Below are 25102 nucleotides of genomic sequence, written 5' to 3' on the forward strand. Positions count from 1 at the left end.
AAAAAAGAGGCGTTTTTTTTCATCTTTTTGAAACCGTTTTGCCCTGATTCATATCTAACAGCATAGGAGGTGGATAAGGTGAAGGAAGAACGATTGATCAAAAAGGCGAAAAAAGGTGATGCCGCAGCCTTTGAAAAACTGATCACAGCACACCAGGATACTTTATATAAAACAGCTTATCTCTATTTGCATCACAAGGAAGATACACTGGACGCTGTTCAGGAAACGGCTTACAAGGCTTTTCTTTATATCGCACAGCTGAAGGAGCCGAAATATTTTAAAACGTGGCTGATCCGGATTTTGCTTCATACGATTTTTGCGATGAGGAAAAAGCACGGAGACGTCATTCCGTTTGAGCCGCAACATGATACGCGCGCGGAGAATAAGAACATTGAAGAATACATAGATCTTCGGAATGCCCTGGAAACCCTTGACGAACATATACAGCTGACCATTCAGCTTTATTATTTTCAAGATTTCTCGATTGCTATGATCGCTGAACAGACCGGTATGGCGGAAGGCACTGTAAAAACGCATCTTCACAGGGCGAGAAAAGCATTGAAGCAGGAGCTGGAAAAGGAGGATAAACATATATGGAAAAGCATCAAATGAAGCAATTGTATCAGGACATTGACGTGCCGAAAGCTGAATTGAAAAACGTGATACATAGCGCCGCTGTCCGTGCCGGAAAAGAAGGCGCCGTCAGACGGAGATGGGGACGAAAAGTGATAAACGGACTCGCGGTTGCTGCCGCTTTGTTTATTCTGTATTTGTCCTCAGGCTTATTCATACCCTCCGTTAATACGGCTATGGGAAACATCCCTGTTGCCGGGCAGATTTACAGGGTATTTCAGGATAAGGCAGGTTCTGCGCTGTTTAAAAGCAATTTGGTGACAAAACTGAATGAGAAAGCAGAATCACGCGGAATCACGGTGACAGTGAAAAGTGTGTATTACGACAGCGGACAGCTCGTTTACAATTTTACCGTTGACAATTTGAAATCTGATGAGGAGGATATTCCTTTTGAAGTAGATTATAAAGACATCCGGAATATATTATCTTTGGATTATGACAGTCAGGGCATGAAAAAAATGAAAGACGGGCAGTACGGGGGGCAGCTTCGCTTTTTTGCGGACGGCCCAAAGATGAAAGACGGTGATAAGCTTCCGCTTGTCATTACACAGATCAAGGATATTCCCGGAAACTGGCGCTTTACACTCCCGATTAAAAAACAAAAGTCCGTTTCTCTTGAAGGGACGAAAGCTGTGAATGTAAACGGGTTATACCGCTTTTTCGATATCCGGGCGGAAAACGGAACGATGGGATCGGCTCTCCTGTATTCAGTCGACTTTCAAGATGCAGCTAAAAATGATGCCATCTCGATTGACGAAGCAACGGATGATGCTGGAAACCATTATGAAATGACGATGTCGAATATTGAACTTGGCAGCAGAAAGAACCTTCCCGGCGGCGGGAAAAGAATACGCGGCCAAACTCAATTCAGCAAACCGATAGACCCGAAAGCGAAAACACTTTTCATAACGGGTAATTTAAAATCAGAATCAGAGCCGGGAGAAATCGTCCCTCTGAAAACAAAACTGCCCGCCAGCTATAAAACGAAACATCATCATGTCGGCATTACCATCAAAAAGATCAAACAGCAAGGCAGACGGGTGATCGTCGATTATCAATTCACAGGAATTAATGACAGCAAAACGGATAAAGATCAGCTGATCAATGTCGGTGAGTCTATCGGTCTCGGCAATACGAAAAAAATGAAAACCTGGCCATCGCTTAATGAGTATGAAAAAGGCTATTATCTGAAAGGGAATAAGGCGAAAGTCACGAACCTTAAAACGGGTGAAATGGAATCCGTTTTTGAATTGGATGATTCAACCAATAAAGACTATTCATTGCGCGATTTTTCATTCGATTCATATGCTTTGTACGTCAATCAAACGGTTATGAACTTGCTGGCCGATGACAGCGGAATCACATTCTCGGTGCCGGTCTGGCCTGCAGACGGAAAATGATGTCAGGAAGGCGGCTTTTGCCGTCTTCCATTTTTGGTCAATTAACGAATAAACCAAATTTTTTTAACGGGATTGTTCGTTTTTTTTATTGAGTTTTCAAAATTGAATTGATACAATAGACTCAGAAATCAAATATGCAGATATCGTATAATGGCGGGGATATGGCCCGCAAGTTTCTACCAAGCTACCGTAAATGGCTTGACTACGGATCAATCTCAATCGTTTGATATAAATAATCCATTCTTATTTATTCAGACTGAACGTATGTAGTCAAGCGTCCCAAATGTATTTGGGGCGTTTTTTATTTGGCGGATATCGGGCAGAATAAATGGGAGAGAATGAAGGAGGCAATTGGCTTGAAGCAATTTTTTCAGTTTGATGAGCTGGGGACAAGCTATCGTAATGAAATCATCGGCGGTTTAACGACCTTTTTGTCAATGGCGTACATTCTGTTCGTCAATCCGCTGACATTGTCTTTAAACGGTGTGAAGGGATTTCCCGAAGCATTAAAAATTGATCAGGGCGCGGTGTTCACCGCTACAGCCTTGGCGTCTGCGGCCGGCTGTATTTTAATGGGGCTCATTGCAAAGTATCCGATCGCGATTGCGCCGGGTATGGGATTAAATGCGTTTTTTGCTTTCTCTGTCGTCCTCGGCATGGGGATTTCATGGCAGGCCGCGCTTTCCGGCGTCTTGATTTCCGGAATTATCTTCGTGGCGCTTTCGCTGACGGGATTGCGGGAAAAAATCATTAATGCGATTCCGCCTGAGCTGAAATTGGCGGTCGGCGCGGGTATCGGTTTGTTCATCACATTTGTCGGTTTGCAGGGTTCGGGCATTATTGAAGCGAACTCATCGACTTTGGTGTCTATCGGCAATATTCACAGCGGCCCTGTGCTGCTGACGGTTTTCGGTGTTATTGTGACGGTCATTCTGATGGTGCTTCGCGTAAACGGCGGCGTATTTATCGGAATGCTTCTGACGGCGGTTGCCGGCATGGTCTGCGGACTGATTCCGGTTCCGACGCACATTGTCGGCAGCGTGCCGAGTCTTGCGCCGACTTTCGGACAGGCGTGGATGCATCTTCCGGATATCTTCTCCGTCCAAATGCTGATTGTCATTTTAACGTTCCTGTTCGTCGGGTTTTTCGATACGGCCGGAACGCTGGTGGCTGTAGCGACACAGGCCGGGCTGATGAAGGAAAATAAACTTCCGCGTGCGGGAAGAGCGCTTCTGGCGGATTCGACATCAATCGTTATCGGAGCCGTACTCGGTACGTCTACAACGACTTCTTATGTTGAATCAAGCTCAGGCGTTGCGGCGGGGGCGCGCTCCGGCTTCGCGGCTGTTGTGACGGGCATTCTCTTTTTGCTGGCGATGTTTTTCTCGCCGCTTCTGTCAGTTGTCACCACGAATGTGACGGCTCCGGCTTTAATTATTGTCGGCGCGCTGATGGTGGCGCCGCTCGGTAAGATCGCCTGGGATAAATTCGAGGTGGCTGTGCCGGCATTCTTAACGATGATTATGATGCCGCTGACGTACAGCATTGCGACGGGGATTGCGATCGGTTTTATATTCTACCCGATTACAATGATCTGCAAAGGAAAAGGAAAAAGCGTTCATCCGATTATGTACGGGCTGTTCGTCATCTTTATCCTGTATTTCATCTTCTTGAAATAACGGAAAAACCGGCTGAGTTCAGCCGGTTTTTTGTTTTTGTCCTATTCCGTAAAACCAATACATACTATAAAACGTCATGTGGGTGTCCGGGTGAAGAAAACCGCTTGACTGTTTAAGGACGCTTCGGTACCTTATATAAGTGTTTTATTTTCTTGCTTAACAAATTCCGCCGTATTTTTTTGATAGGAGTTGCTGACATGACGGAAGAAAGAAAAGAAACGTTGGAAGAAGAAAAACAGCATCAGGGAACTGATGAAGAACCGCTCTCGAGAATGTCCAGAAAAGCGGGACGTTATCAAAAGCAAAAGAAGAAAGAAAAGGAACGGCGCCCGGCTCGGGCTTTTACGGAAAAACTCGCTTCTGTATGGGCCGCGGTCAAACGTTATTGCCGTTTCGCGCTGCGCATTTTGACATCACCGGTGAAGGTCGTTGGGGAAGACGGCTTTTCCCGCTTTAAATATGCTCTTATTTCAATGCTTGTGTTCAGTATCTTTTTCTCAATCGGAAATTGGTTTCAGCTGAGGGCAAGCCAGCAAAGGCCTCTCGGATACGGAGAGCGGCATCATACGTTTTTTGACGGCTTTACCGTCGTTCTCGTGTATACGCTCGTCTTTTTTGCCGCTGCGGCCGGGGCGGTCTGGCTTGTATCACGTTATATGATGAAACAGAAAATCACGATGCGGGATGCGGCCGCGGGGGTCGGATCGCTTTTGGTTCCGGCTGTCACCTGCTCTATCGTGTGGATGATTTTCGCGATATTGAATCTGCCGGTCATCACCGTGGTGTTTACGGCGCTGACCTTGTTTCTGGCCGCCTCGGCGATGGTGCAATTTGTGCAGATTCTTTACAAATCGGCTGAAAAGCCTGCGGCTGACGTGATGTACTGTATTTCCGCGGCGGTCATCATCATGCTCATTTTTACGGCTGTGACATGGCCGCTCATTTCAGAGTACTTTACTGCTTCGCTGATCCCTTTATAAGTCGAAATTTGTCTTTCACAATGTTTACAAATTTTTCTAATAAAGCGTGTTGTTTTGAAGACCCGGCCGAGATATGATGAGAGCAACAGCAATTCGAAAGCGGCACTACTCTTTATGATTCGGAAAGGGATGATGAAGATGGCCCCGTTGTTGCGAGAAGCCATTAATCGGAAAAAACAGCACCTGAGGACAAAACTGATCCGCTCAGGGTTTTATCAAGACCATGTTCAGGAACTGTCCGGATACACGCTGAGTGAGCTTGAAAAGGAATATGAAGCCGTCAAACGATTGAAAAAAGCCGAGCTTCACTGATAAGAGCTTGAAAGTCTGCCTTGCGGGGCGGGCTTTTTTTTCTTTTGAAAATGATCAAAAGAGGGTAAACTATCCTTAATTGAAAGATTGGCTTTTCAAATTATCAGAGGAGGGGGAATCAATGATGCAGACGATTTTATCCAACAGTATAGGTATGGTTCTCATTATTCTCATCATTAACATTATATATGTCTCTTTCTTTACGATCAGGATGATTCTGACATTAAAGGGACAGCGCTATTTCGCCGCAGGCATCAGTACGATTGAAATCCTTGTGTATGTGACCGGCCTGAGTCTCGTGCTCGGCAATCTGAATCAAATTCAAAACGTCATTGCCTATGCACTCGGCTACGGTCTCGGCGTCATAGTGGGAATGAAAATTGAAGAAAAACTGGCGCTCGGCTATATTACAGTCAACGTCATTACGAAGGAGCTCGATCTGGACCTGCCGAAACAGCTCCGGGAAAAAGGATACGGGGTTACAAGCTGGGTTGCGGGAGGACTTGAAGGAGACCGGACCGCCATGCAGATACTGACACCGCGCAAATATGAGCTTCAGCTTTATGATACGATTAAAACGCTTGATGAAAAAGCGTTTATGATCGCTTTTGAGCCGAAAACGATCCATGGCGGATTCTGGGTGAAAGCAGTGAAGAAGAGGAGAATTAAGGAATGACAAAGCCAAAAAAGAAACGGTTTGAAGTAACGGAAGACGAAACGATTGACACCATTCTCACTTTAATGAAGGAAGAGGGCTATATGCCCGTCCGGCGGATGGAAGAGCCGATCTTTACAGAAAAGAAAGAAAATGGATCAATTCAAGTCGTTCCTTGCGGGAAAAAAATCGTATTTGAAGGGAAATTGATCTAAACACGAACATTAAAAGAAAGAATTTTTATATCGTTCGATAATGTCGTTGACATTATCCAAGTCCGTTGTTAAGATAAACATGAAATCAAAACACGACCTCATATAATCTTGGGAATATGGCCCATAAGTTTCTACCCGGCTGCCGTAAACGGCCGGACTATGCAGGAAAGTGATAAACAGCTGACATGGATATCGCAGAAGCGAACGACTGACGATACGCGCGCCATGCCCGGTTTGTATTGCTTCCTCATAGTTGCAATATAAGCCGGGCTTTTTTTTCTGAAAAACAAAGCATGAGAAGGTGGGAACAGAATGCAGCCGCTAGCAGGAATCATCATGGGAAGCACCTCCGATTGGGAGACAATGAAACATGCATGCGACATACTTGACGAACTTCACATTCCTTATGAAAAACAGGTGGTATCCGCGCACCGGACGCCTGATTTGATGTTTGAATATGCAGAAAGCGCCAGAGACAGGGGCTTAAAAGTCATTATTGCCGGAGCCGGGGGAGCGGCGCATCTGCCGGGAATGACGGCGGCCAAAACGACGCTGCCGGTGATCGGCGTACCGGTTCAGACGAAATCGCTTAACGGGCTTGATTCTCTTCTGTCTATCGTACAGATGCCCGGCGGCGTGCCGGTCGCGACGACGGCGATCGGAAAAGCGGGCGCAGTGAACGCGGGTCTGTTAGCCGCGCAGATTTTGTCGGCATTTGACGGTGACATTGCGGATAAACTAGAGGCGAGAAGAAATGCGACAAAACAAACGGTGCTGGAAAGCAGTGATCAGCTTGTCTGATAAAAAAACGATTTATCCCGGCGCCGTCATCGGCATTATCGGAGGCGGACAGCTCGGAAAAATGATGGCTGTCGCCGCAAAACAGATGGGCTATAAAGTCGCAGTCGTCGATCCCGTGAAAGACTCGCCATGCGGACAGATCGCCGATATTGAGATTACCGCCCAGTATAATGACCGTGAAGCGATTCAAAAATTGGCCGGAGTCAGTGACATCATTACGTACGAATTTGAAAATATCGATTACGAGGCGCTCAACTGGCTCAAAGAACATGCATATCTTCCCCAGGGAAGCGAGCTGCTGCTCATCACCCAAAACAGGGAAACGGAAAAAAAGGCGATCCAGTCAGCAGGCTGTCAAGTCGCTCCTTATCGGATCGTAAACAGCGGACGGGAGCTTGAGGAAGCTGTTCAGGCACTGGGGCTCCCGGCTGTGCTGAAAACATGCCGCGGCGGATATGACGGCAAAGGCCAATTTGTCATTAAGGAAGAAGGACAGACAGACGAAGCGGCCGCGCTGCTAGAAAACGGCACGTGCATACTGGAAAGCTGGGTATCGTTCCGGATGGAGCTTTCCGTTATCGTGACGAGATCGGTGCACGGTGAGATTTCAACCTTTCCGGCTGCTGAAAATATCCACAAAAATAATATTCTGTTCCAAAGCATCGTGCCCGCGAGAGCGGAGGAAACGGTTCAAAAGCGGGCAGAGGCGCTTGCCGTCCAGCTCGCGGAGAAATTGGAGCTTGTCGGGCCGCTTGCGGTGGAAATGTTCGTCACGGAAGACGGAGACCTTTTGATCAATGAACTGGCGCCGCGTCCTCACAACTCCGGGCATTATACGCTCGACCTTTGTGAAACGAGCCAGTTCGAACAGCACATCAGAGCGGTCTGCGGACTTCCTCTCGGCAGAACCGATCTTCTCAAACCGGGAATGATGGTGAATCTGCTCGGTGATGAAGTGAAGCTTGCGGAGGAGCATACGGAGCTTTTAAAAGAAGCCAAACTGTACCTGTACGGAAAACATGAGATTAAAAAAGGCCGCAAAATGGGGCATATGACATTTTTGCGGAAGCCTGATGAAACATGGATTCAGGACATCACGAACATATGGATGAAAAGAGACGGAGGACGAGCATAATGATCGAACGTTATTCAAGACCTGAAATGTCCGCGATCTGGACGGACGAAAACAGATACCAGGCATGGCTGGAAGTCGAGATTTTAGCCTGTGAAGCCTGGGCTGAGCTTGGCGTCATTCCGAAAGAAGACGTCAAGGTCATGCGCGAAAACGCGTCTTTTGACATCAACCGCATTTTGGAAATCGAGCAGGATACGCGCCATGACGTCGTTGCATTTACCCGGGCGGTTTCAGAATCATTAGGCGAAGAAAGAAAATGGGTCCACTACGGCCTGACGTCAACAGATGTCGTGGATACCGCTCTTTCCTATCTATTAAAACAGGCGAATGAGATCTTGCTCAAGGACATTGAGAGATTTGTTGACATTATAAAAGAAAAAGCGAAAGAACATAAATACACGGTCATGATGGGCCGCACGCACGGCGTACACGCGGAACCGACGACTTTCGGCCTGAAACTCGCGCTTTGGCACGAAGAAATGAAACGCAACCTTGAACGTTTCAAGCAGGCAAAAGAAGGGATCGAAGTCGGGAAGCTTTCCGGCGCGGTCGGCACATATGCAAATATTGATCCGTTCGTAGAGCGGTATGTCTGCGAAAAACTCGGCCTGAAAGCGGCGCCGATTTCCACTCAGACATTACAGCGCGACCGTCATGCGGATTACATGGCGGCACTGGCTTTGATCGCGACGAGCATTGAAAAATTCGCAGTGGAAATCCGCGGTCTGCAAAAGAGTGAAACACGTGAAGTGGAAGAGTTTTTTGCAAAAGGACAAAAAGGCTCATCGGCTATGCCTCATAAACGGAATCCGATCGGGTCGGAAAATATGACGGGCATGGCGCGCGTGATCCGCGGGTACATGCTGACGGCATACGAAAATGTACCGTTATGGCATGAGCGTGATATTTCTCATTCATCAGCTGAGCGCATCATTCTTCCTGACGCGACAATCGCGCTGAATTACATGCTGAACCGATTCAGCAACATCGTCAAAAACTTAACGGTATTCCCGGAAAATATGAAACGCAACATGGACCGCACACTCGGTTTAATCTATTCTCAGCGCGTGCTGCTCGCTTTAATCGACACGGGTCTGCCTCGTGAAGAAGCATATGACACGGTTCAGCCGAAAGCGATGGAAGCTTGGGAAAAACAAGTGCCGTTCCGCCAGCTTGTCGAAGCGGAGGAAAAAATCACGTCCCGCCTCACACCGGAACAGATTGCCGATTGCTTTGACTACAATTATCATCTGAAAAACGTCGACTTGATCTTTGAGCGTTTAGGTTTATAGAAGAAGCCAGCCGGAGGCGGCTTCTTCAGCCGCCGCAGATTGAATATTCCCAACATTCGGGTTAGGAGGCCTTCCGTGAATATTGTGAACAATAATCTTCTTTATGAAGGAAAAGCGAAACGAATTTATCAAACTGAAGACGAACAGATTCTCCGCGTGGTCTACAAGGATTCCGCAACAGCCTTTAACGGTGAGAAAAAAGCGGAGATCAGCGGAAAGGGCCGTCTGAACAATGAAATTTCAAGCCTGATTTTCAAACATCTGCACGCCAAAGGAATTGACAACCACTTTGTGGAGCGTGTTTCAGAATCAGAGCAGCTCATCAAAAAAGTGAGCATCATTCCGCTTGAAGTCGTGGTCAGAAACATTGCCGCCGGAAGCATGTCGAAACGTCTCGGCATCCCGGAAGGAACAGAGCTTCCGCAGCCGATTATCGAATTTTACTACAAGGATGACGCACTGGGTGATCCGCTCATCACAGAAGATCATATCCGGCTCTTGAAAGCTGCGGCTCCTGAGCAGGTCAAAACGATCAAATCGATTACAAACCAGGTGAATCAAGAACTTCAGCATATTTTTGAAGACTGCGGCGTCAGATTAATAGATTTTAAGCTGGAATTCGGCTTAGACGCAGAGGGACGGGTGCTTTTAGCGGATGAAATTTCTCCTGACACGTGCCGTCTGTGGGACAAAGACACAAACGAAAAGCTCGATAAAGATTTGTTCAGACGGAACCTGGGAAGCTTAACCGACGCATATGAAGAGATTTTCAAAAGACTGGGAGGCATTTCATAATGTATAAAGTGAAAGTTTATGTCAGCTTAAAAGAAAGTGTGCTCGATCCTCAAGGAAGCGCAGTGCAGCATGCATTGCACAGCATGACCTACAATGAAGTGCAGGATGTGCGCATCGGAAAATACATGGAGCTGACGATCGAAAAATCTGACCGCGATCTTGACGCGCTCGTGAAAGAAATGTGTGAAAAGCTCCTTGCCAATACAGTCATTGAAGACTACCGATATGAAGTTGAGGAGGTTGTCGCACAGTGAAATTTGCGGTGATTGTGTTACCCGGCTCCAACTGTGATATTGATATGTTTCACGCCGTAAAGGACGAACTCGGCGAAGAAGTCGAGTATGTCTGGCACGAGGAAACAAGCCTTGACGGATTTGACGGCGTGCTCATCCCCGGCGGGTTTTCATACGGCGACTACTTGAGATGCGGCGCCATTGCCAGATTCGCAAACATCATGCCGGCCGTGAAAAAAGCGGCTGCCGAAGGAAAACCGGTTCTCGGCGTCTGCAACGGATTCCAGATTCTGCAGGAGCTCGGACTTCTGCCCGGCGCCATGAGACGCAACAAAGATTTAAAGTTCATCTGCCGCCCGGTTGAATTAATCGTACAGAACGGCGATACGTTATTCACATCTTCCTATGAAAAAGGACAATCGATTACGATTCCGGTTGCCCACGGCGAAGGCAATTTCTACTGTGATGACGAAACGCTTGAAAGATTAAAAGAAAACAATCAAATCGCCTTCACATACGGCGGCGATATTAACGGAAGCGTCAGCGGCATTGCCGGCGTCGTGAATGAGAAAGGCAACGTATTAGGCATGATGCCTCACCCTGAGCGCGCAGTCGATGAACTGCTCGGCAGCGCAGACGGTCTTACATTGTTCCGGTCTATCGTGAAAAATTGGAGGGAAACTCATGTCGCTACTGCTTGAACCAAGTAAAGAACAAATAAAAGAAGAGAAACTCTATCAGCAAATGGGTGTCAGTGATGACGAGTTCGCACTCATTGAATCTATTATCGGAAGATTGCCGAACTACACGGAAATCGGGATTTTTTCCGTGATGTGGTCAGAGCACTGCAGCTATAAAAACTCAAAACCGGTTTTACGCAAATTCCCGACTAGCGGCGAACGCGTGCTGCAGGGTCCCGGAGAAGGCGCGGGAATCGTTGACATCGGTGACAATCAGGCGGTCGTGTTCAAAATTGAATCGCATAACCATCCGTCAGCGCTTGAGCCATACCAGGGTGCTGCGACCGGAGTGGGCGGTATCATCCGTGACGTTTTCTCAATGGGCGCCCGTCCGATAGCTGTATTAAACTCTCTTCGATTTGGTGAGCTCACTTCACCTCGTGTGAAGTACTTGTTTGAAGAAGTAGTGGCGGGAATCGCGGGATACGGAAACTGTATCGGCATCCCGACGGTCGGCGGAGAAGTGCAGTTTGACGCTAGCTATGAAGGCAATCCGCTTGTCAATGCAATGTGCGTCGGCTTGATTGATCATAAAGATATTAAAAAAGGCCAGGCGAAAGGTGTCGGCAACACGGTCATGTACGTCGGCGCTAAAACGGGCCGCGACGGCATACACGGCGCTACTTTCGCATCAGAAGAAATGTCAGATTCATCTGAAGAAAAACGTTCTGCGGTGCAGGTCGGCGATCCTTTCATGGAAAAACTTCTCCTGGAAGCATGCCTTGAAGTCATCCAATGCGACGCCTTAGTCGGCATTCAGGATATGGGGGCGGCCGGTCTGACAAGTTCGAGTGCTGAAATGGCAAGCAAAGCCGGCTCCGGCATTGAAATGAACCTTGATCTCATTCCGCAGCGGGAAACGGGTATGACCGCTTACGAAATGATGCTTTCCGAGTCTCAGGAACGCATGCTTCTCGTCATTGAACGCGGACGTGAACAGGAAATTGTCGATATTTTTGATAAATATGATCTTGAAGCGGTTTCCGTAGGTCATGTTACGGATGATAAAATGCTCCGCCTCCGCCATAACGGAGAGGTTGTTTGCGAACTTCCGGTCGATGCACTGGCGGAAGAGGCGCCTGTATACCACAAACCGTCAGCGGAACCCGCGTACTACCGCGAGTTTCAGGAAACGGAAGTTGCCGCGCCTGAAGTGAAAGATGCGACAGAGACGCTTTTTGACCTGCTGCAGCAGCCGACAATCGCCAGCAAAGAGTGGGTGTATGATCAATATGACTACATGGTGCGCACAAATACGGTGGTCGCTCCCGGCTCTGACGCGGGAGTGCTCAGAATCCGCGGCACGAAAAAAGCGCTGGCGATGACGACGGATTGCAACGCCCGTTATTTATATCTTGATCCAGAAGAAGGCGGAAAAATCGCCGTTGCCGAAGCGGCGCGCAACATCGTATGCTCCGGCGCCGAACCGCTTGCGGTCACGGATAATCTGAATTTCGGAAACCCGGAAAAACCTGAAATTTTCTGGCAGATCGAAAAAGCGGCCGACGGCATCAGCGAGGCGTGCAATGTTCTCAGCACACCCGTCATCGGCGGTAACGTATCACTTTATAATGAATCGAACGGAACGGCCATCTACCCGACGCCTGTTATCGGCATGGTCGGCTTAATTGAAGATACCGCTCATATTACGACACAGCATTTCAAACAAGCGGGGGATCTTGTATACGTGATCGGCGAAACAAAACCTGAGTTTGCCGGAAGCGAACTGCAAAAAATGACAGAAGGCCGCATTTACGGCAAAGCGCCGCAAATCGATCTTGATATAGAGCTGTCACGCCAAAAAGCATTGCTTGACGCGATTAAAAAAGGCTTCGTTCAATCCGCGCATGACGTATCAGAAGGCGGCTTAGGCGTAGCGATCGCAGAAAGCGTCATGACGACGGAAAACCTTGGCGCCAACGTGACTGTTGCAGGGGAAGCGGCGTTATTATTCTCTGAATCTCAATCCCGCTTCGTCGTTTCGGTCAAAAAAGAACACCAAGCGGCCTTTGAAGCAGCTGCGGCTGATGCGGTTCATATCGGTGAGGTAACGGCTGACGGACTTCTGGCGATTCAAAATCAGGACGGACAACAATTGGTTCACGCGCAAACGAAAGAACTTGAGCGCGCGTGGAAAGGAGCTATTCCATGCTTGCTGAAATCAAAGGCCTGAATGAAGAATGCGGTGTGTTTGGCATCTGGGGACATGAAGAAGCCCCGCAGATCACGTATTACGGCCTGCACAGCCTCCAGCACAGAGGACAGGAAGGCGCCGGCATCGTGGCGACTGACGGTGAAAAACTGACTGCGCATAAAGGACAGGGGCTTATTACCGAGGTTTTTCAAAACGGCGAACTGAGCAAAGTGAAGGGAAAAGGCGCGATCGGGCACGTCCGTTATGCGACGGCAGGCGGAGGCGGATATGAAAATGTCCAGCCGCTCCTGTTCCGTTCGCAAAACAACGGCAGCCTCGCGCTTGCCCATAACGGCAACTTGGTCAACGCCACACAGTTGAAGCAGCAGCTTGAAAACCAAGGGAGCATCTTTCAGACTTCCTCCGATACGGAAGTGCTGGCTCATCTGATTAAACGCAGCGGACACTTTTCGCTGAAGGATCAGATCAAAAATTCGCTGTCTATGCTGAAAGGCGCTTATGCCTTTTTAATCATGACTGAAACAGAAATGATCGTAGCGCTTGACCCGAACGGACTCAGACCGCTGTCAATCGGCATCATGGGCGATGCTTATGTGGTCGCTTCAGAAACGTGCGCATTTGACGTCGTCGGCGCAACGTACCTTCGCGAGGTAGAGCCGGGCGAAATGCTGATCATCAACGATGAAGGCATGAAATCAGAGCGCTTTTCCATGAATATCAACCGTTCCATCTGCAGCATGGAGTACATTTATTTCTCAAGACCTGACAGCAATATCGACGGCATTAACGTGCACAGCGCCCGGAAAAACCTCGGGAAAATGCTTGCCCGGGAGTCCGCGGTTGAAGCGGATGTCGTCACAGGCGTGCCTGATTCCAGTATTTCTGCGGCCATCGGCTATGCCGAAGCAACGGGCATTCCGTACGAACTCGGTCTCATTAAAAACCGTTATGTCGGCAGAACGTTTATTCAGCCGTCCCAGGCTCTGCGCGAGCAAGGCGTCAGAATGAAGCTGTCCGCCGTCCGCGGTGTTGTTGAAGGAAAACGGGTCGTCATGGTTGATGATTCCATCGTGCGCGGGACGACAAGCCGCCGGATTGTCACAATGCTCAGAGAAGCGGGAGCGACAGAGGTGCACGTCAAGATCAGTTCACCGCCGATCGCTCATCCGTGCTTCTACGGCATCGACACATCAACCCATGAGGAGCTGATCGCTTCTTCTCATTCGGTGGAAGAAATCCGCCAGATCATCGGTGCTGACACGCTTTCTTTCTTAAGTGTAGACGGATTGTTAAAAGGAGTCGGCCGAAAATTTGAAGACACCAACTGCGGACAATGCCTCGCTTGTTTTACGGGCAAATATCCGACGGAAATTTATCAGGATACAGTGCTTCCTCACGTAAAAGAAGCGGTGCTGACAAAATAAAATGTGAAAATGACATAAAGGCAGCGGGAATTCAGGCTGCCTTTCTCTTTCTGCCTTTTAAGGAGAAACGAATTGACAAGGAGTGATAGGGATGTCTGATGCTTATAAAAATGCCGGAGTTGACATCGAAGCCGGATACGAAGCCGTCAAACGAATGAAAAAACACGTGGAGCGCACGAAAAGGCTCGGCGTTATGGGAAGCCTGGGCGGTTTTGGCGGAATGTTTGATCTGTCAGAGCTTCCGTATCAAAAGCCTGTTTTAATTTCCGGAACAGACGGTGTCGGCACCAAGCTGAAACTCGCATTTTCAATGGATAAGCATGACACGATCGGCGTCGATGCGGTCGCGATGTGTGTAAACGATGTGCTTGCCCAGGGAGCGGAGCCGCTGTTTTTCCTTGATTATTTGGCGGTCGGCAAGGCCGATCCTGTGAAAATTGAGCAGATCGTTCAGGGTGTGGCGGACGGATGCGAGCAGTCAGGATCAGCGCTTATCGGCGGTGAGACGGCGGAAATGCCGGGGCTGTATACGTCTGATGAATACGATATTGCGGGCTTTTCAGTCGGCGTCGCGGAAAAAGACGAAATCGTCACCGGTGAACATATCGAAGAGGGGCATCTCTTAATCGGACTTACTTCAAGCGGCCTTCACAGCAACGGATTCTCCCTTGTGAGAAAAGTGCTTCTTGATGACGGCGGACTTGATTTGGATACTGTCTATGAACCGTTTGCGCGTCCTCTCGGAGAAGAATTGCTGGAACCGACGAGAATATATGTGAAGCCGGTGCTCAAGGCGGTGAAAAGCGGTAAGGTGGACGGCATGGCGCATGTGACAGGCGGAGGATTCATCGAGAACATCCCGCGGATGCTGCCGGACGGATTGAGCGCGGAAATTGATCACGGATCATGGCCGATCCCGCCGATTTTTCCGTTTCTGCAGGAGCACGGCAAGCTGAAAGAAGAAGAAATGTTCAATGTTTTTAATATGGGCATCGGTTTTGTCCTTGCCGTTAAAGAAGAAAACCTGACAGACGTCATCGGCACGCTTGAAGCTCAGGGCGAGAAGGCTTATCTGATCGGCCGGGTCAAGCGGGGCGAAGGCATTTCTTTCGGCGGTGCGGCTCTTTCATGAAAAAGTTTGCGGTATTTGCTTCAGGAAACGGATCGAACTTCGAGGCCATTGCCAAACGCATGAGAGAAGAGAAGTGGGATGCGGAGCTCTCGCTTCTCGTGACGGATAAGCCTCAGGCAAAGGCGGCGGAAAGGGCGGAGGCTTTACATATCCCGTCATTCGCCTTTGAACCGTCATCTTTTGAAAACAAAGCGGCCTTTGAACGGGCCATTATTGAACAGCTGCGCCTGCACGGGGCGGAATTAATCGTTCTCGCCGGCTATATGAGACTGATTGGAGATACGCTGCTTGAAGCATACGGGGGCCGCATTATTAATATACATCCCTCGCTTCTTCCGGCATTCCCTGGGATTGACGCTGTCGGACAGGCGTATCGGGCCGGTGTGAAAGTGGCCGGCATTACCGTTCATTACGTCGACGAAGGCATGGACACCGGACCGATTATCGCGCAAAAAGCATTCGAAATACAGGAAAACGATACGCTTGAAGACATAGAGCATACAATACACGAGCTTGAGCACAAATGGTATCCGAGCGTTGTGAAGCGGCTGCTGGGACTAAATAACAGAGGTGAAAAGGCATGACAATCAAACGCGCACTAATCAGTGTTTCTGATAAAACAAATCTCGTACCCTTCGTAAGGGAACTGACAGAGCTCGGCGTCGAAGTCATTTCGACCGGAGGAACAAAAAAACTTCTTCAGGAAAACGGTGTGGATGTCATCGGCATTTCAGAAGTGACCGGATTTCCTGAAATTATGGACGGACGGTTAAAAACGCTCCATCCTAATATTCACGGCGGACTGCTTGCCGTAAGAGACAATGAAGAGCATATGGCGCAGATCAATGAGCACGGCATTGCCCCCATTGACCTTGTGGTCGTCAACCTTTACCCGTTTAAAGAAACGATTTCAAAAGAAGACGTAACATACGATGAAGCGATAGAAAACATTGATATCGGCGGTCCCGGCATGCTGCGCGCCGCCTCGAAAAACCATCAGGATGTGACGGTCATCACAGATCCGGCCGATTACAGTTCCGTGCTCAATGAGATTAAAGAACACGGCGGCGTTTCTCTTAAAAGAAAACGCGAGCTTGCGGCCAAAGTATTCCGCCATACCGCGGCATACGACGCATTAATCGCTGATTACTTAACACGCGAGGCCGATGAGAAAGACCCTGAGCAATTCACCGTTACATTTGAGAAAAAACAATCGCTCCGCTACGGTGAAAACCCTCACCAAGAGGCGGTTTTCTACCAAAGCGCACTTCCCGTCTCCGGTTCCATCGCGGCGGCAAAACAGCTTCACGGCAAAGAGCTTTCTTACAACAATATTAAGGACGCAGATGCGGCCGTTCAAATCGTCCGGGAATTTACAGAACCCGCAGCTGTTGCCGTTAAACATATGAACCCGTGCGGAGTCGGTACGGGAGCTTCAATTGAGGAAGCATTCAATAAAGCGTATGAAGCTGATAAAACCTCCATTTTCGGCGGCATCATCGCGCTGAACCGTGAAGTTGATCAGGCAACGGCTGAAGCCCTTCACGGCATCTTTTTAGAAATCATTATCGCCCCTTCTTTCAGTGAAGAAGCGCTGAACGTACTGACGGCGAAGAAAAACCTTCGTCTGCTCACTCTTGACGTGACCGCATCAGGGAAGAAAGAAAAACAGCTGACATCCGTACAGGGCGGTCTTTTGATTCAAGATTTAGACGTCCATGGATTTGATGACGCCGACATCAGCATCCCGACAAAAAGAGAGCCGAGCGAGCAGGAATGGGAAGATTTGAAGCTGGCCTGGAAAGTCGTCAAACATGTGAAATCCAACGCGATCGTTCTTGCAAAAGACCATATGACGGTCGGTGTGGGAGCGGGGCAGATGAATCGCGTCGGTTCAGCTAAAATCGCCATTGAGCAGGCCGGAGAAAAAGCAAAAGGCAGCGCGCTCGGATCAGACGCGTTTTTCCCGATGCCGGATACAGTCGAAGAAGCCGCAAAAGCCGGTGTCACGGCGATTATCCAGCCAGGCGGATCGGTCCGCGATGAAGATTCGATTAAAAAAGCGGATGAATACGGGATCGCCATGGTATTCACCGGCATCAGACATTTCAAACATTAAGAGGGGGAACGAAGCGTGAATGTATTGATTATCGGAAAAGGCGGCAGAGAGCATACATTGGCTTGGAAAGCGGCGCAAAGCCCGCTTGTTGACACGGTGTACGCCGCGCCCGGAAATGACGGTATGGCAGACTGCGCGACGCTGGTCAACATTGAAGAAAGCGATCATGCCGCACTCATTGCGTTTGCGAAAGAACATCATGTCGGGCTGACGATTATCGGCCCCGAAGTTCCTCTGATTGAAGGGATAGCCGACGAGTTTGAAAAAGCCGGACTGCTTGTTTTCGGACCGTCTGAAAAAGCGGCAATCATTGAAGGGAGCAAACAGTTTGCCAAGGATTTAATGAAAAAATACGGCATTCCGACGGCGGAGTATGAGACGTTTACTTCATTTGAAGAGGCGAAAGCATATGTGCAGCAAAAAGGTGCGCCGATTGTCATTAAAGCGGACGGACTTGCCGCCGGAAAAGGTGTCACGGTCGCGATGACGGAAGAAGAGGCGATTGAATGCCTGCACGATTTTCTTGAGGATGAGAAATTCGGCGAGGCGAGCGCATCCGTTGTCATTGAAGAGTTCCTCGCCGGCGAAGAATTTTCCTTAATGGCGTTTGTAAAAGGGGAGACCGTCTATCCGATGGTAATCGCTCAAGATCATAAACGCGCCTTCGATGGAGACAAAGGGCCGAATACGGGCGGAATGGGCGCCTACTCACCGGTGCCGCACATTTCCGATGATATCGTCAGAAGCGCAGTCGAAACGATTGTGAAGCCGGCGGCAAAAGCAATGGTCAAAGAGGGACGTTCCTTCACGGGCGTGCTGTACGCGGGGCTGATTCTAACGGAAAACGGATCAAAAGTCATTGAATTCAACGCGCGCTTCGGAGATCCGGAAACACAGGTTGTCGTGCCGAGAATGGAATCTGACCTCATCCAGGTGCTTTTGGATCTGCTGCATGAGAAGGATGTTGACCTAAGGTGGAAGGATACGGCCGCCGTCAGCGTTGTGCTGGCTTCCGAGGGCTATCCGGAAGGCTATGCAAAAGGGACGCCGATCGGCAGTTTGACGTCCGCTGAAGACGGGATCGCCGTTTTTCATGCCGGAACGAAAAAAGACGGCGGACAATTTGTTACAAACGGCGGCCGGGTCGCCAATGTCACGGCATTTGCGGAGACATTTGAAGCGGCGAGAGATAAAGTGTACAGCGCCGTTTCAGGGCTGACAAAACCCGGACTGTTTTACAGAAGCGACATCGGCGCCCGTGCGCTGAAAGCATCGCAGCGATAAAGAGGAAAACCCCGTGTCATATAAGATGCGGGTTTTCTTCTGAAAAGACGACTAAGACTGTCGGTTTGCCGTGTGACACTCAGTCATCGATGAAGTCTTCCGGCGTATAGACGGATTCTTCTCAGACTCGCGGGACAGGAGAAATTAAATAACAAGCCGAAACGGCTTGTTATTTTTCTTGCTGATGGCTGTCATCCTGATTCATTCCGGTTTGGAACATATATGTCACCGGACAGAAGCGGAGGATGCCGGACGCCGCTTTCATCGCGCCCATTATCATACAGAAGAGATGCATCTTGCACCAAGGTTTTCTCGTGTATTTCGCTGACGCAGCAGACAAAATGGTGAGGCCGCAAGTGATGCGCATAACGGCATTTAATAAACTGATATTCGGTTTCATCATTTCAGCTCCCTTAGAAAAAGTTTTTCATTCATCTTCAATAATTTGTAACGTTTTAGCCGTGCGATAATTGTGCGGATGTGATACGATGGGTCTAATATAAGCGAAGGAGAGTATGTGAATGTCCGAACGTACCTTTAACTGGAAAAATAAAGACATCAGATCACAGGCGGATGTTGTAGACTCAAAGCTGCTTCCAACGCTACTTTTACGGGATGCTCTCGTATTAAATCCTTTTTTAAAACAATGGCTGAAAAAGAATGTCTGGATTTATGGAGACCGAATTGTATATGTTGGTCATGAGCTTCCTGATGCAGCAGAGCACATTCATACCATAAATTGTGAAGGAAAATACATTGTGCCAGGTTACATTGAACCGCATACACATCCTTTTCAAATATATAATCCCCAAACGCTCGCCGAATATGTGTCTCAATTCGGAACAACGACGTTTGTTAATGATAACTTGTTTTTTCTTTTGCACAGCGGTAAAAAGAAAGCGCTTACTATATTAGAGGAACTGAAAAAACAGCCGGTGCAATATTTCTGGTGGTCCAGATATGATCTGCAGACTGAAGTGCTGAATGAGGATCAGCTTCTTTCTTTTGATGTCCGCAAGCAATGGATGGAGCACCCGGATGTCATTCAAGGCGGAGAATTGACCGGATGGCCGCGCCTCATGGACGGCGATGACTTGATGCTTCATTGCATGCAGGCGACAAAGAAACTGCGCAAGCGGATAGAAGGGCATTTTCCCGGAGCCTCTGAAAAAACACTGACGAAGATGAAACTGTTCGGAGCGGATTCCGACCACGAGGCGATGAATGGCGGCGAGGTGATGAGACGGCTTGAATTGGGCTACTATGTTTCGCTCAGACATTCATCCATCCGCCCTGATTTAAGAACGATTTTGCAGGATCTCCATCAAAAAGGCTTCCGGCATTATGATCATTTCTTCTACACGACGGATGGAGCGACGCCGCATTTTTATAAAGGCGGCATGACGAATGAATTAATCAAAATCGCTTTGGAGGAAGGAGTTCCGGCGATCGATGCCTACAATATGGCGTCCTTTAATATCGCGAAGTATTATCAGATGGACGACTTTCTCGGTGTGATCGGTCCGGGCCGGCTTGCTTCATTGAACATTCTCGATGACCCGATGAATCCGGACCCGGTCACGGTAATCTCCAAAGGCATCCTGCTGAGGGAAGACGGCCGAAATATGAATGCGTTTACAGAAACGGATTGGAAAAAGGGCGGTCTTGTCCCTCTCGAGCTTTCATATGATATGACGATGGATGATTTACAGTTTTCAATGCCGATGGGTGTGACCATGCGCAACGCGGTCATTATGGAGCCGTATATGATTGCGATTGATAATTCTGTTGACCAGCTTTCTTTTGATCATGATGAATGCTATCTCACGCTTCTCGATAAGCATGGAAAATGGCGGGTCAATACAATGCTGAAAGGTTTTGCCGATCGGGTGCAGGGCTTTGTCAGTTCCTACACGACAACCGGAGATATTATCGCTGTCGGAAAAAATAAGGAAGATATCCTGCTCGCTTTCTCACGGATGAAAGAAATCGGGGGCGGAATCGTGCTTGCCGAAAACGGGAAGATTCTTCATGAGATTCCCCTCGCCTTAAACGGTTCTGCATCTGCGGAGAAGTATGAAGAAGTGCTTGAGAAAGAGCAAAAACTGAGGACGCTGCTGGAGGAGCGGGGCTACCGATTCTGCGATCCGATCTATACGCTGCTCTTTTTGCAGAGCACACACCTGCCTTATATCCGCATTACGCCGAGAGGAATATTCGACGTGATGAAAAAAACTGTACTCTTTCCATCGATAATGCGTTAAAATATAAAAGCAGGGAGCCGACATATGAAAAGATGGAAAACCGTTTGTATGCTTTGTTTTGCGTTTTTGCTGCTTGCCGCCTGCCGGCAGAACAATGCCGATCAGGTGCAGCCGAAAGAAGCGGAAGCTCCTTTAACGGGGCTGAAAACTGAGCAGAAGCTTGCAGAACGCCGTCCGATTGCAGTCGCAGTGAACAATCATCCGAAGGCGAGGCCCCAATCCGGGCTGTCAAAGGCGGATGTTGTCATCGAAGCGCTCGCGGAGGGCCAGATTACGCGGTTTCTCGCGATTTTTCAAAGTGAGATGCCGGAAACGGTCGGGCCTGTGCGGAGCGCGAGAGAATATTTTGTCACGCTCAGCAGCGGGTTTAACAGCATATTTGTCCATCATGGCTGGAGTCCCGGCGCAAAAAAGCAGCTGGAGTCCGGAGCTTACGATTATATAAACGGTTTGGATTTTGACGGAAGCCTGTTTTGGAGAGCTGATTTCAGCAAGCCGCCCCACAATTCCTACACGTCCTATGACAATATCAGGAAGGCGGCGGAACAAAAAGGATACAAGCTGAACGGAAAAACAGAACCGCTCCCATTTCAGACATCAGATGCAAAACCCGGAAACGAAACCTACAATATTCGGATAGATTATGGAACACAAAACGTTACAAATCTTGTCGAATACGATTATGATAAAAAAGCTGATGCTTATACAAGAAGCTCTGATGGTGTGAAAGCGACAGACCGGGAGACCGGAAAGCCTTTAGCCATGCACAATATTTTTATTGTTGAAGCCGGCCATCGCATGACAGACAAAGATGGAAGGCGGGCCATCGATATTCAGACAGGGGGGAAGGGCCTCCTGCTTCAGCACGGCGATGTTATGGAGTCAGACTGGGAATATAAAGACGGCCGTATTCTGCCCGTAAAAGGCGGTGAGATTCTTCCGTTTGTGCCAGGAAAGACATGGATTAATATCGTGCCTGATCTCGATGCAGCTTCCATTAGTAAAGGAGAAGGTGTTTGACGATGCAAATCGATAAATTACGCGGAAAAGAACTGGACCAGTTATTTTTATCTATTTTATCGCTGAAAGATCTGGAGGAATGCTATCGTTTCTTTGATGATCTTTGTACGATTAATGAAATCCAATCGCTGGCGCAGCGTTTGGAAGTGGCAAGAATGCTCCGCGAAGGAAATACGTATCACAAAATTGAAAGCGAAACGGGTGCTTCCACAGCGACGATTTCCCGGGTGAAGAGATGCTTAAATTACGGTAACGACGCCTATGAAATGGCGCTTGACCGCGTAAACAAAGGAGAATCCTCCTCAGCTACGTAAAAAACCGCTCTGCCGATGACGGCAGGCGGTTTTTTTTATACGTGCTGATTCAAAAGGCCGGGAAGTTCCCTCAGGCTTCCGTCTTCCTCCCGGTATACGATGTGTTCAGCTGAGAAATGAATCGGCGAGCTGATGCCCGCCGCCGCGGCGAGGTGAAACAGCCCTTCACGCAACGAGAGCACGTAGTTGCAGACGCGGTGCTGTTTATCCTCGATACTGAGCGCGCGCTGAAGTTTTGGGTCGGTTGTCGCCACTCCGACAGGACAATGATTGGTGTGGCATACTTGAGCGCGGATACAGCCGACTGAAAACATCATTCCCCGGGCAATATTGACAAAATCCGCGCCTAACGCGAGGGCAACGGCAATCTTATCCGGAGTGAGCAGCTTTCCGGATGCGAAAATTTTCAGCTTATCTCTTATCCCGTATGTCTTCAAAAGGCCGTCAACAAGGGGGAGGCCGGTCAGAATCGGCAGGCCGACGGAATCCGCCAGCTCATGGAAAGAAGCTCCCGTTCCCCCTTCACTGCCGTCAATCGTAATAAAGTCGGGAAGTTTGCCTGATGAACTCATACAGGAAATAAGGTCTTCAAGGTCTTTGCGGCTTCCCGGGACAATTTTGATGCCGACCGGTTTTTCACCGACAGTCCTTAATTTCTCAATGAAATCAAGCATGTCCGGAACATTTGAGAACTCGTTGAAGCGGTTTGGGCTGTCAATGGATTGTCCGGGCTGCACATTTCTGATGGCGGCAATTTCTTCGGTCACCTTTGAACCGTCAATATGCCCGCCTCTTGCTTTCGCCCCTTGCGCAAGCTTTAATTCAAAGGCTTTAATCTGCTCGAGGCGGCTTTTTTTCTTAAATTCTTCCCATGAAAATTCTCCATCTTCAGTGCGCACGCCGAACAGCCCGGGGCCGATTTGGCAGATAATATCCGCGCCGCCTTTCAGGTGATACTCAGACAGGCCGCCTTCGCCTGTATTCATCCATGTGCCGCCGGCCTGGTGCAGCCCTTTTGACAGGGCGGTGATTGCCCGGTCGCCAAGTGAGCCGTAGCTCATCGCTGATTGTCCGATTAACCCTTTCACATAAAACGGCTTCTTGCATGTATCGCGGCCGATCACTTGCACATCGTCCGGATGCAGGTAATAAGGGTCCGCTTTTGCTTTTTCGCGGTGTTCGCTGCGTTTCAGCAGGTTGTCTTTGTCAATCTTGTATACCATCGTGTCGATCTTCGGCGTCTGATCTGTGCGCAGCTCCTCCCTTTGTTTCGGGAAAAGGGCGTTACGGATATAATAGCCCGGCTGATCGAAATCCCGTTCTGAGCCGAAGCCCATCATTCTGCTTTTATACTTTCCCGACATGACCGTCTGTTCATATTCTCTCCGGGAAAACGGCTGTTCTTCGTTATCATTGCTGAATAAATACTGCCGCAGCTCAGGTCCGATTTTTTCAAATATATAGCGCAGTTTTCCCGCTACGGGATAATTGCGCAGCACTGAATGTTCTTCCTGCTTTTCGTCTCTTATGTATATCCAGAGAAACAATACGGCGGGAACTAAAATAATAAAAATCAATATACAAATCAGTACGATAATGGCTTGTTCCATTCAGATCAGACTCCTTGTCTTTTTTCTCTTTGACATTCCACATATTGTCTGTTTTCAAACATAGCCATGTCCCGTCCGGCGGAGCGCAATCTTTTTTTGTGAATCAGGTGAATGACGTCTTTTTCCGTTTTTCCGGGCCAAACGAATTTGTTATAATGTTTAAATGGCAAGAAACGAATGGAGGAACGAAAACGCATGTACGATGTTAACGAGTGGAAGCATGTTTTTAAACTCGATCCGAATAAAGATTTACCGGATGAACAGCTGGAACGGCTTTGTGAATCAGGGACTGACGCCATTGTGATCGGAGGAAGCGACAATATCACCGAGGACAATGTGCTCAGACTGATGTCAAAGGTGCGGCGGTTTTTAGTGCCGTGCGTACTTGAGGTGTCGACGATTGATTCCATTGTGCCCGGGTTTGATCTTTATTTCATTCCGAGTGTGCTCAACAGCAAAAAGGCGGACTGGATTGTCGGCATGCATCATCAGGCGATGAAAGAATACGGAGAGCTCATGTCAATGGAGGAAATCGTGACGGAGGGCTACTGCATCGTCAACCCTGATTGTAAGGCGGCCGCTTTGACGGAGGCGGATACACATATAGAAACAGAAGATATTCTCGCCTATGCGCGGGTCGCGGAACATTTGCTTCATCTCCCGATTTTTTATCTGGAATACAGCGGGATGCTGGCGGACATAGAAACGGTGGAGAAAACGAAAGCTGTGCTGGACAAGTCCGTCCTGTTTTACGGAGGCGGCATTAAAGACGCGGAAACGGCGGAACGGTTCGGCCGTCATGCCGATGTTATCGTTGTCGGAAATGCCGTATATGAAGATTTTGATCAGGCGCTTAAAACGGTGGCGGCTGTAAAGACAAAGTAGCCAAGCGGACGAAATTGATTTATGA

At 48.7% G+C, this 25102-nt stretch carries 25 protein-coding genes and 2 riboswitches; of the genes, 23 read left to right on the forward strand and 2 right to left on the reverse strand.

Features of this window, described 5'->3' with window-relative positions; genetic code table 11:
- The first annotated feature begins 78 nt into the window (after positions 1–78).
- From G4O42_RS03335 to purD, 19 genes are all read left to right on the forward strand, one after another.
- Positions 79–612 (forward strand): sigma-70 family RNA polymerase sigma factor, encoded by a 534-nt coding sequence (locus tag G4O42_RS03335; protein WP_032872554.1) that lies wholly within the window; start codon positions 79–81, stop codon positions 610–612.
- Positions 594–2033, forward strand: a complete 1440-nt coding sequence (locus tag G4O42_RS03340; protein ID WP_032872552.1) for a DUF4179 domain-containing protein — start codon at positions 594–596, stop codon at positions 2031–2033. Before G4O42_RS03335 ends, G4O42_RS03340 begins: the two co-directional genes overlap by 19 nt.
- 123 nt (positions 2034–2156) lie before the next feature.
- A riboswitch (purine riboswitch) is annotated at positions 2157–2258 on the forward strand.
- 131 nt (positions 2259–2389) lie between these two features.
- The gene (locus tag G4O42_RS03345; protein ID WP_007408891.1) at positions 2390–3712 is read left to right on the forward strand and encodes an NCS2 family permease; all 1323 of its coding nucleotides are present in this window, start codon (positions 2390–2392) and stop codon (positions 3710–3712) included.
- Between the two features lie 197 nt (positions 3713–3909).
- Positions 3910–4692 carry a hypothetical protein gene (locus tag G4O42_RS03350; protein WP_032872549.1) on the forward strand — a complete coding sequence of 261 codons (783 nt, stop codon included), beginning with the start codon at positions 3910–3912 and terminating at the stop codon, positions 4690–4692.
- A gap of 138 nt (positions 4693–4830) precedes the next feature.
- Positions 4831–5004 (forward strand): Fur-regulated basic protein FbpA, encoded by a 174-nt coding sequence (locus G4O42_RS03355; RefSeq protein ID WP_003155777.1) that lies wholly within the window; start codon positions 4831–4833, stop codon positions 5002–5004.
- A gap of 121 nt (positions 5005–5125) precedes the next feature.
- Complete coding sequence (locus G4O42_RS03360) at positions 5126–5680, forward strand: DUF2179 domain-containing protein (RefSeq protein WP_007609840.1); 555 nt, start codon at positions 5126–5128, stop codon at positions 5678–5680.
- Positions 5677–5874 carry an NETI motif-containing protein gene (locus G4O42_RS03365; RefSeq protein WP_007609843.1) on the forward strand — a complete coding sequence of 66 codons (198 nt, stop codon included), beginning with the start codon at positions 5677–5679 and terminating at the stop codon, positions 5872–5874. The genes G4O42_RS03360 and G4O42_RS03365 overlap by 4 nt, the downstream gene beginning before the upstream one ends.
- Before the next feature lie 78 nt (positions 5875–5952).
- Positions 5953–6054, forward strand: a riboswitch (purine riboswitch).
- Between the two features lie 132 nt (positions 6055–6186).
- Positions 6187–6675, forward strand: a complete 489-nt coding sequence (purE, locus tag G4O42_RS03370; protein ID WP_003155768.1) for a 5-(carboxyamino)imidazole ribonucleotide mutase — start codon at positions 6187–6189, stop codon at positions 6673–6675.
- Positions 6629–7810, forward strand: a complete 1182-nt coding sequence (purK, locus tag G4O42_RS03375) for a 5-(carboxyamino)imidazole ribonucleotide synthase (RefSeq protein WP_042634928.1) — start codon at positions 6629–6631, stop codon at positions 7808–7810. The genes purE and purK overlap by 47 nt, the downstream gene beginning before the upstream one ends.
- Positions 7810–9102 (forward strand): adenylosuccinate lyase, encoded by a 1293-nt coding sequence (gene purB, locus G4O42_RS03380; protein WP_032872546.1) that lies wholly within the window; start codon positions 7810–7812, stop codon positions 9100–9102. Before purK ends, purB begins: the two co-directional genes overlap by 1 nt.
- 75 nt (positions 9103–9177) lie before the next feature.
- Positions 9178–9897 carry a phosphoribosylaminoimidazolesuccinocarboxamide synthase gene (gene purC / locus G4O42_RS03385; protein WP_032872544.1) on the forward strand — a complete coding sequence of 240 codons (720 nt, stop codon included), beginning with the start codon at positions 9178–9180 and terminating at the stop codon, positions 9895–9897.
- Positions 9897–10151, forward strand: a complete 255-nt coding sequence (gene purS, locus G4O42_RS03390; protein WP_003155758.1) for a phosphoribosylformylglycinamidine synthase subunit PurS — start codon at positions 9897–9899, stop codon at positions 10149–10151. The genes purC and purS overlap by 1 nt, the downstream gene beginning before the upstream one ends.
- Positions 10148–10831, forward strand: a complete 684-nt coding sequence (purQ, locus tag G4O42_RS03395; protein WP_015388591.1) for a phosphoribosylformylglycinamidine synthase subunit PurQ — start codon at positions 10148–10150, stop codon at positions 10829–10831. Before purS ends, purQ begins: the two co-directional genes overlap by 4 nt.
- The gene (gene purL / locus G4O42_RS03400; protein WP_032872542.1) at positions 10815–13043 is read left to right on the forward strand and encodes a phosphoribosylformylglycinamidine synthase subunit PurL; all 2229 of its coding nucleotides are present in this window, start codon (positions 10815–10817) and stop codon (positions 13041–13043) included. The genes purQ and purL overlap by 17 nt, the downstream gene beginning before the upstream one ends.
- On the forward strand, positions 13019–14449 hold the full coding sequence (purF, locus tag G4O42_RS03405) for an amidophosphoribosyltransferase (protein ID WP_032872540.1): 1431 nt from the start codon (positions 13019–13021) through the stop codon (positions 14447–14449). Before purL ends, purF begins: the two co-directional genes overlap by 25 nt.
- 91 nt (positions 14450–14540) lie before the next feature.
- Positions 14541–15581, forward strand: coding sequence for a phosphoribosylformylglycinamidine cyclo-ligase (purM, locus tag G4O42_RS03410; protein ID WP_003155753.1), 1041 nt, complete (start codon positions 14541–14543; stop codon positions 15579–15581).
- Complete coding sequence (gene purN, locus G4O42_RS03415) at positions 15578–16165, forward strand: phosphoribosylglycinamide formyltransferase (RefSeq protein ID WP_003155752.1); 588 nt, start codon at positions 15578–15580, stop codon at positions 16163–16165. Before purM ends, purN begins: the two co-directional genes overlap by 4 nt.
- Positions 16162–17700, forward strand: coding sequence for a bifunctional phosphoribosylaminoimidazolecarboxamide formyltransferase/IMP cyclohydrolase (gene purH, locus G4O42_RS03420; RefSeq protein ID WP_032872538.1), 1539 nt, complete (start codon positions 16162–16164; stop codon positions 17698–17700). The genes purN and purH overlap by 4 nt, the downstream gene beginning before the upstream one ends.
- Positions 17701–17715: 15 nt before the next feature.
- The gene (gene purD / locus G4O42_RS03425) at positions 17716–18984 is read left to right on the forward strand and encodes a phosphoribosylamine--glycine ligase (protein ID WP_032871756.1); all 1269 of its coding nucleotides are present in this window, start codon (positions 17716–17718) and stop codon (positions 18982–18984) included.
- A 169-nt stretch (positions 18985–19153) separates the two neighbouring features.
- On the opposite strand, the gene G4O42_RS03430 is transcribed toward purD, so the two are convergent.
- The gene (locus tag G4O42_RS03430) at positions 19154–19384 is read right to left on the reverse strand and encodes a YgaP family membrane protein (RefSeq protein ID WP_032872536.1); all 231 of its coding nucleotides are present in this window, start codon (positions 19382–19384) and stop codon (positions 19154–19156) included.
- 121 nt (positions 19385–19505) lie between these two features.
- On the opposite strand from G4O42_RS03430, the gene G4O42_RS03435 reads away from it, so the two are divergent.
- From G4O42_RS03435 to G4O42_RS03445, 3 genes are read left to right on the forward strand one after another with little or no spacing between them, the layout of a single operon-like run.
- On the forward strand, positions 19506–21248 hold the full coding sequence (locus tag G4O42_RS03435) for an adenine deaminase (protein WP_032872533.1): 1743 nt from the start codon (positions 19506–19508) through the stop codon (positions 21246–21248).
- Between the two features lie 24 nt (positions 21249–21272).
- Entirely contained in the window at positions 21273–22268 is a 996-nt protein-coding gene (locus G4O42_RS03440) for a DUF3048 domain-containing protein (protein WP_032872531.1), read from the forward strand.
- Positions 22269–22270: 2 nt separating this feature from the next.
- A complete protein-coding gene (locus G4O42_RS03445; RefSeq protein ID WP_003155745.1) occupies positions 22271–22582 on the forward strand; it encodes a YerC/YecD family TrpR-related protein in 312 nt (103 codons plus the stop codon).
- Positions 22583–22617: 35 nt separating this feature from the next.
- On the opposite strand, the gene G4O42_RS03450 is transcribed toward G4O42_RS03445, so the two are convergent.
- Complete coding sequence (locus G4O42_RS03450) at positions 22618–24192, reverse strand: FMN-binding glutamate synthase family protein (RefSeq protein WP_032872529.1); 1575 nt, start codon at positions 24190–24192, stop codon at positions 22618–22620.
- A 195-nt stretch (positions 24193–24387) separates the two neighbouring features.
- Between G4O42_RS03450 and pcrB the strand changes: the two genes are divergently transcribed.
- A complete protein-coding gene (gene pcrB, locus G4O42_RS03455) occupies positions 24388–25077 on the forward strand; it encodes a heptaprenylglyceryl phosphate synthase (RefSeq protein ID WP_003155740.1) in 690 nt (229 codons plus the stop codon).
- The last annotated feature ends 25 nt before the right edge of the window (positions 25078–25102 follow it).

The sequence above is a fragment of the Bacillus sp. LUNF1 genome (genome assembly GCF_011008975.1).
GTDB classification, from domain to species: domain Bacteria; phylum Bacillota; class Bacilli; order Bacillales; family Bacillaceae; genus Bacillus; species Bacillus velezensis.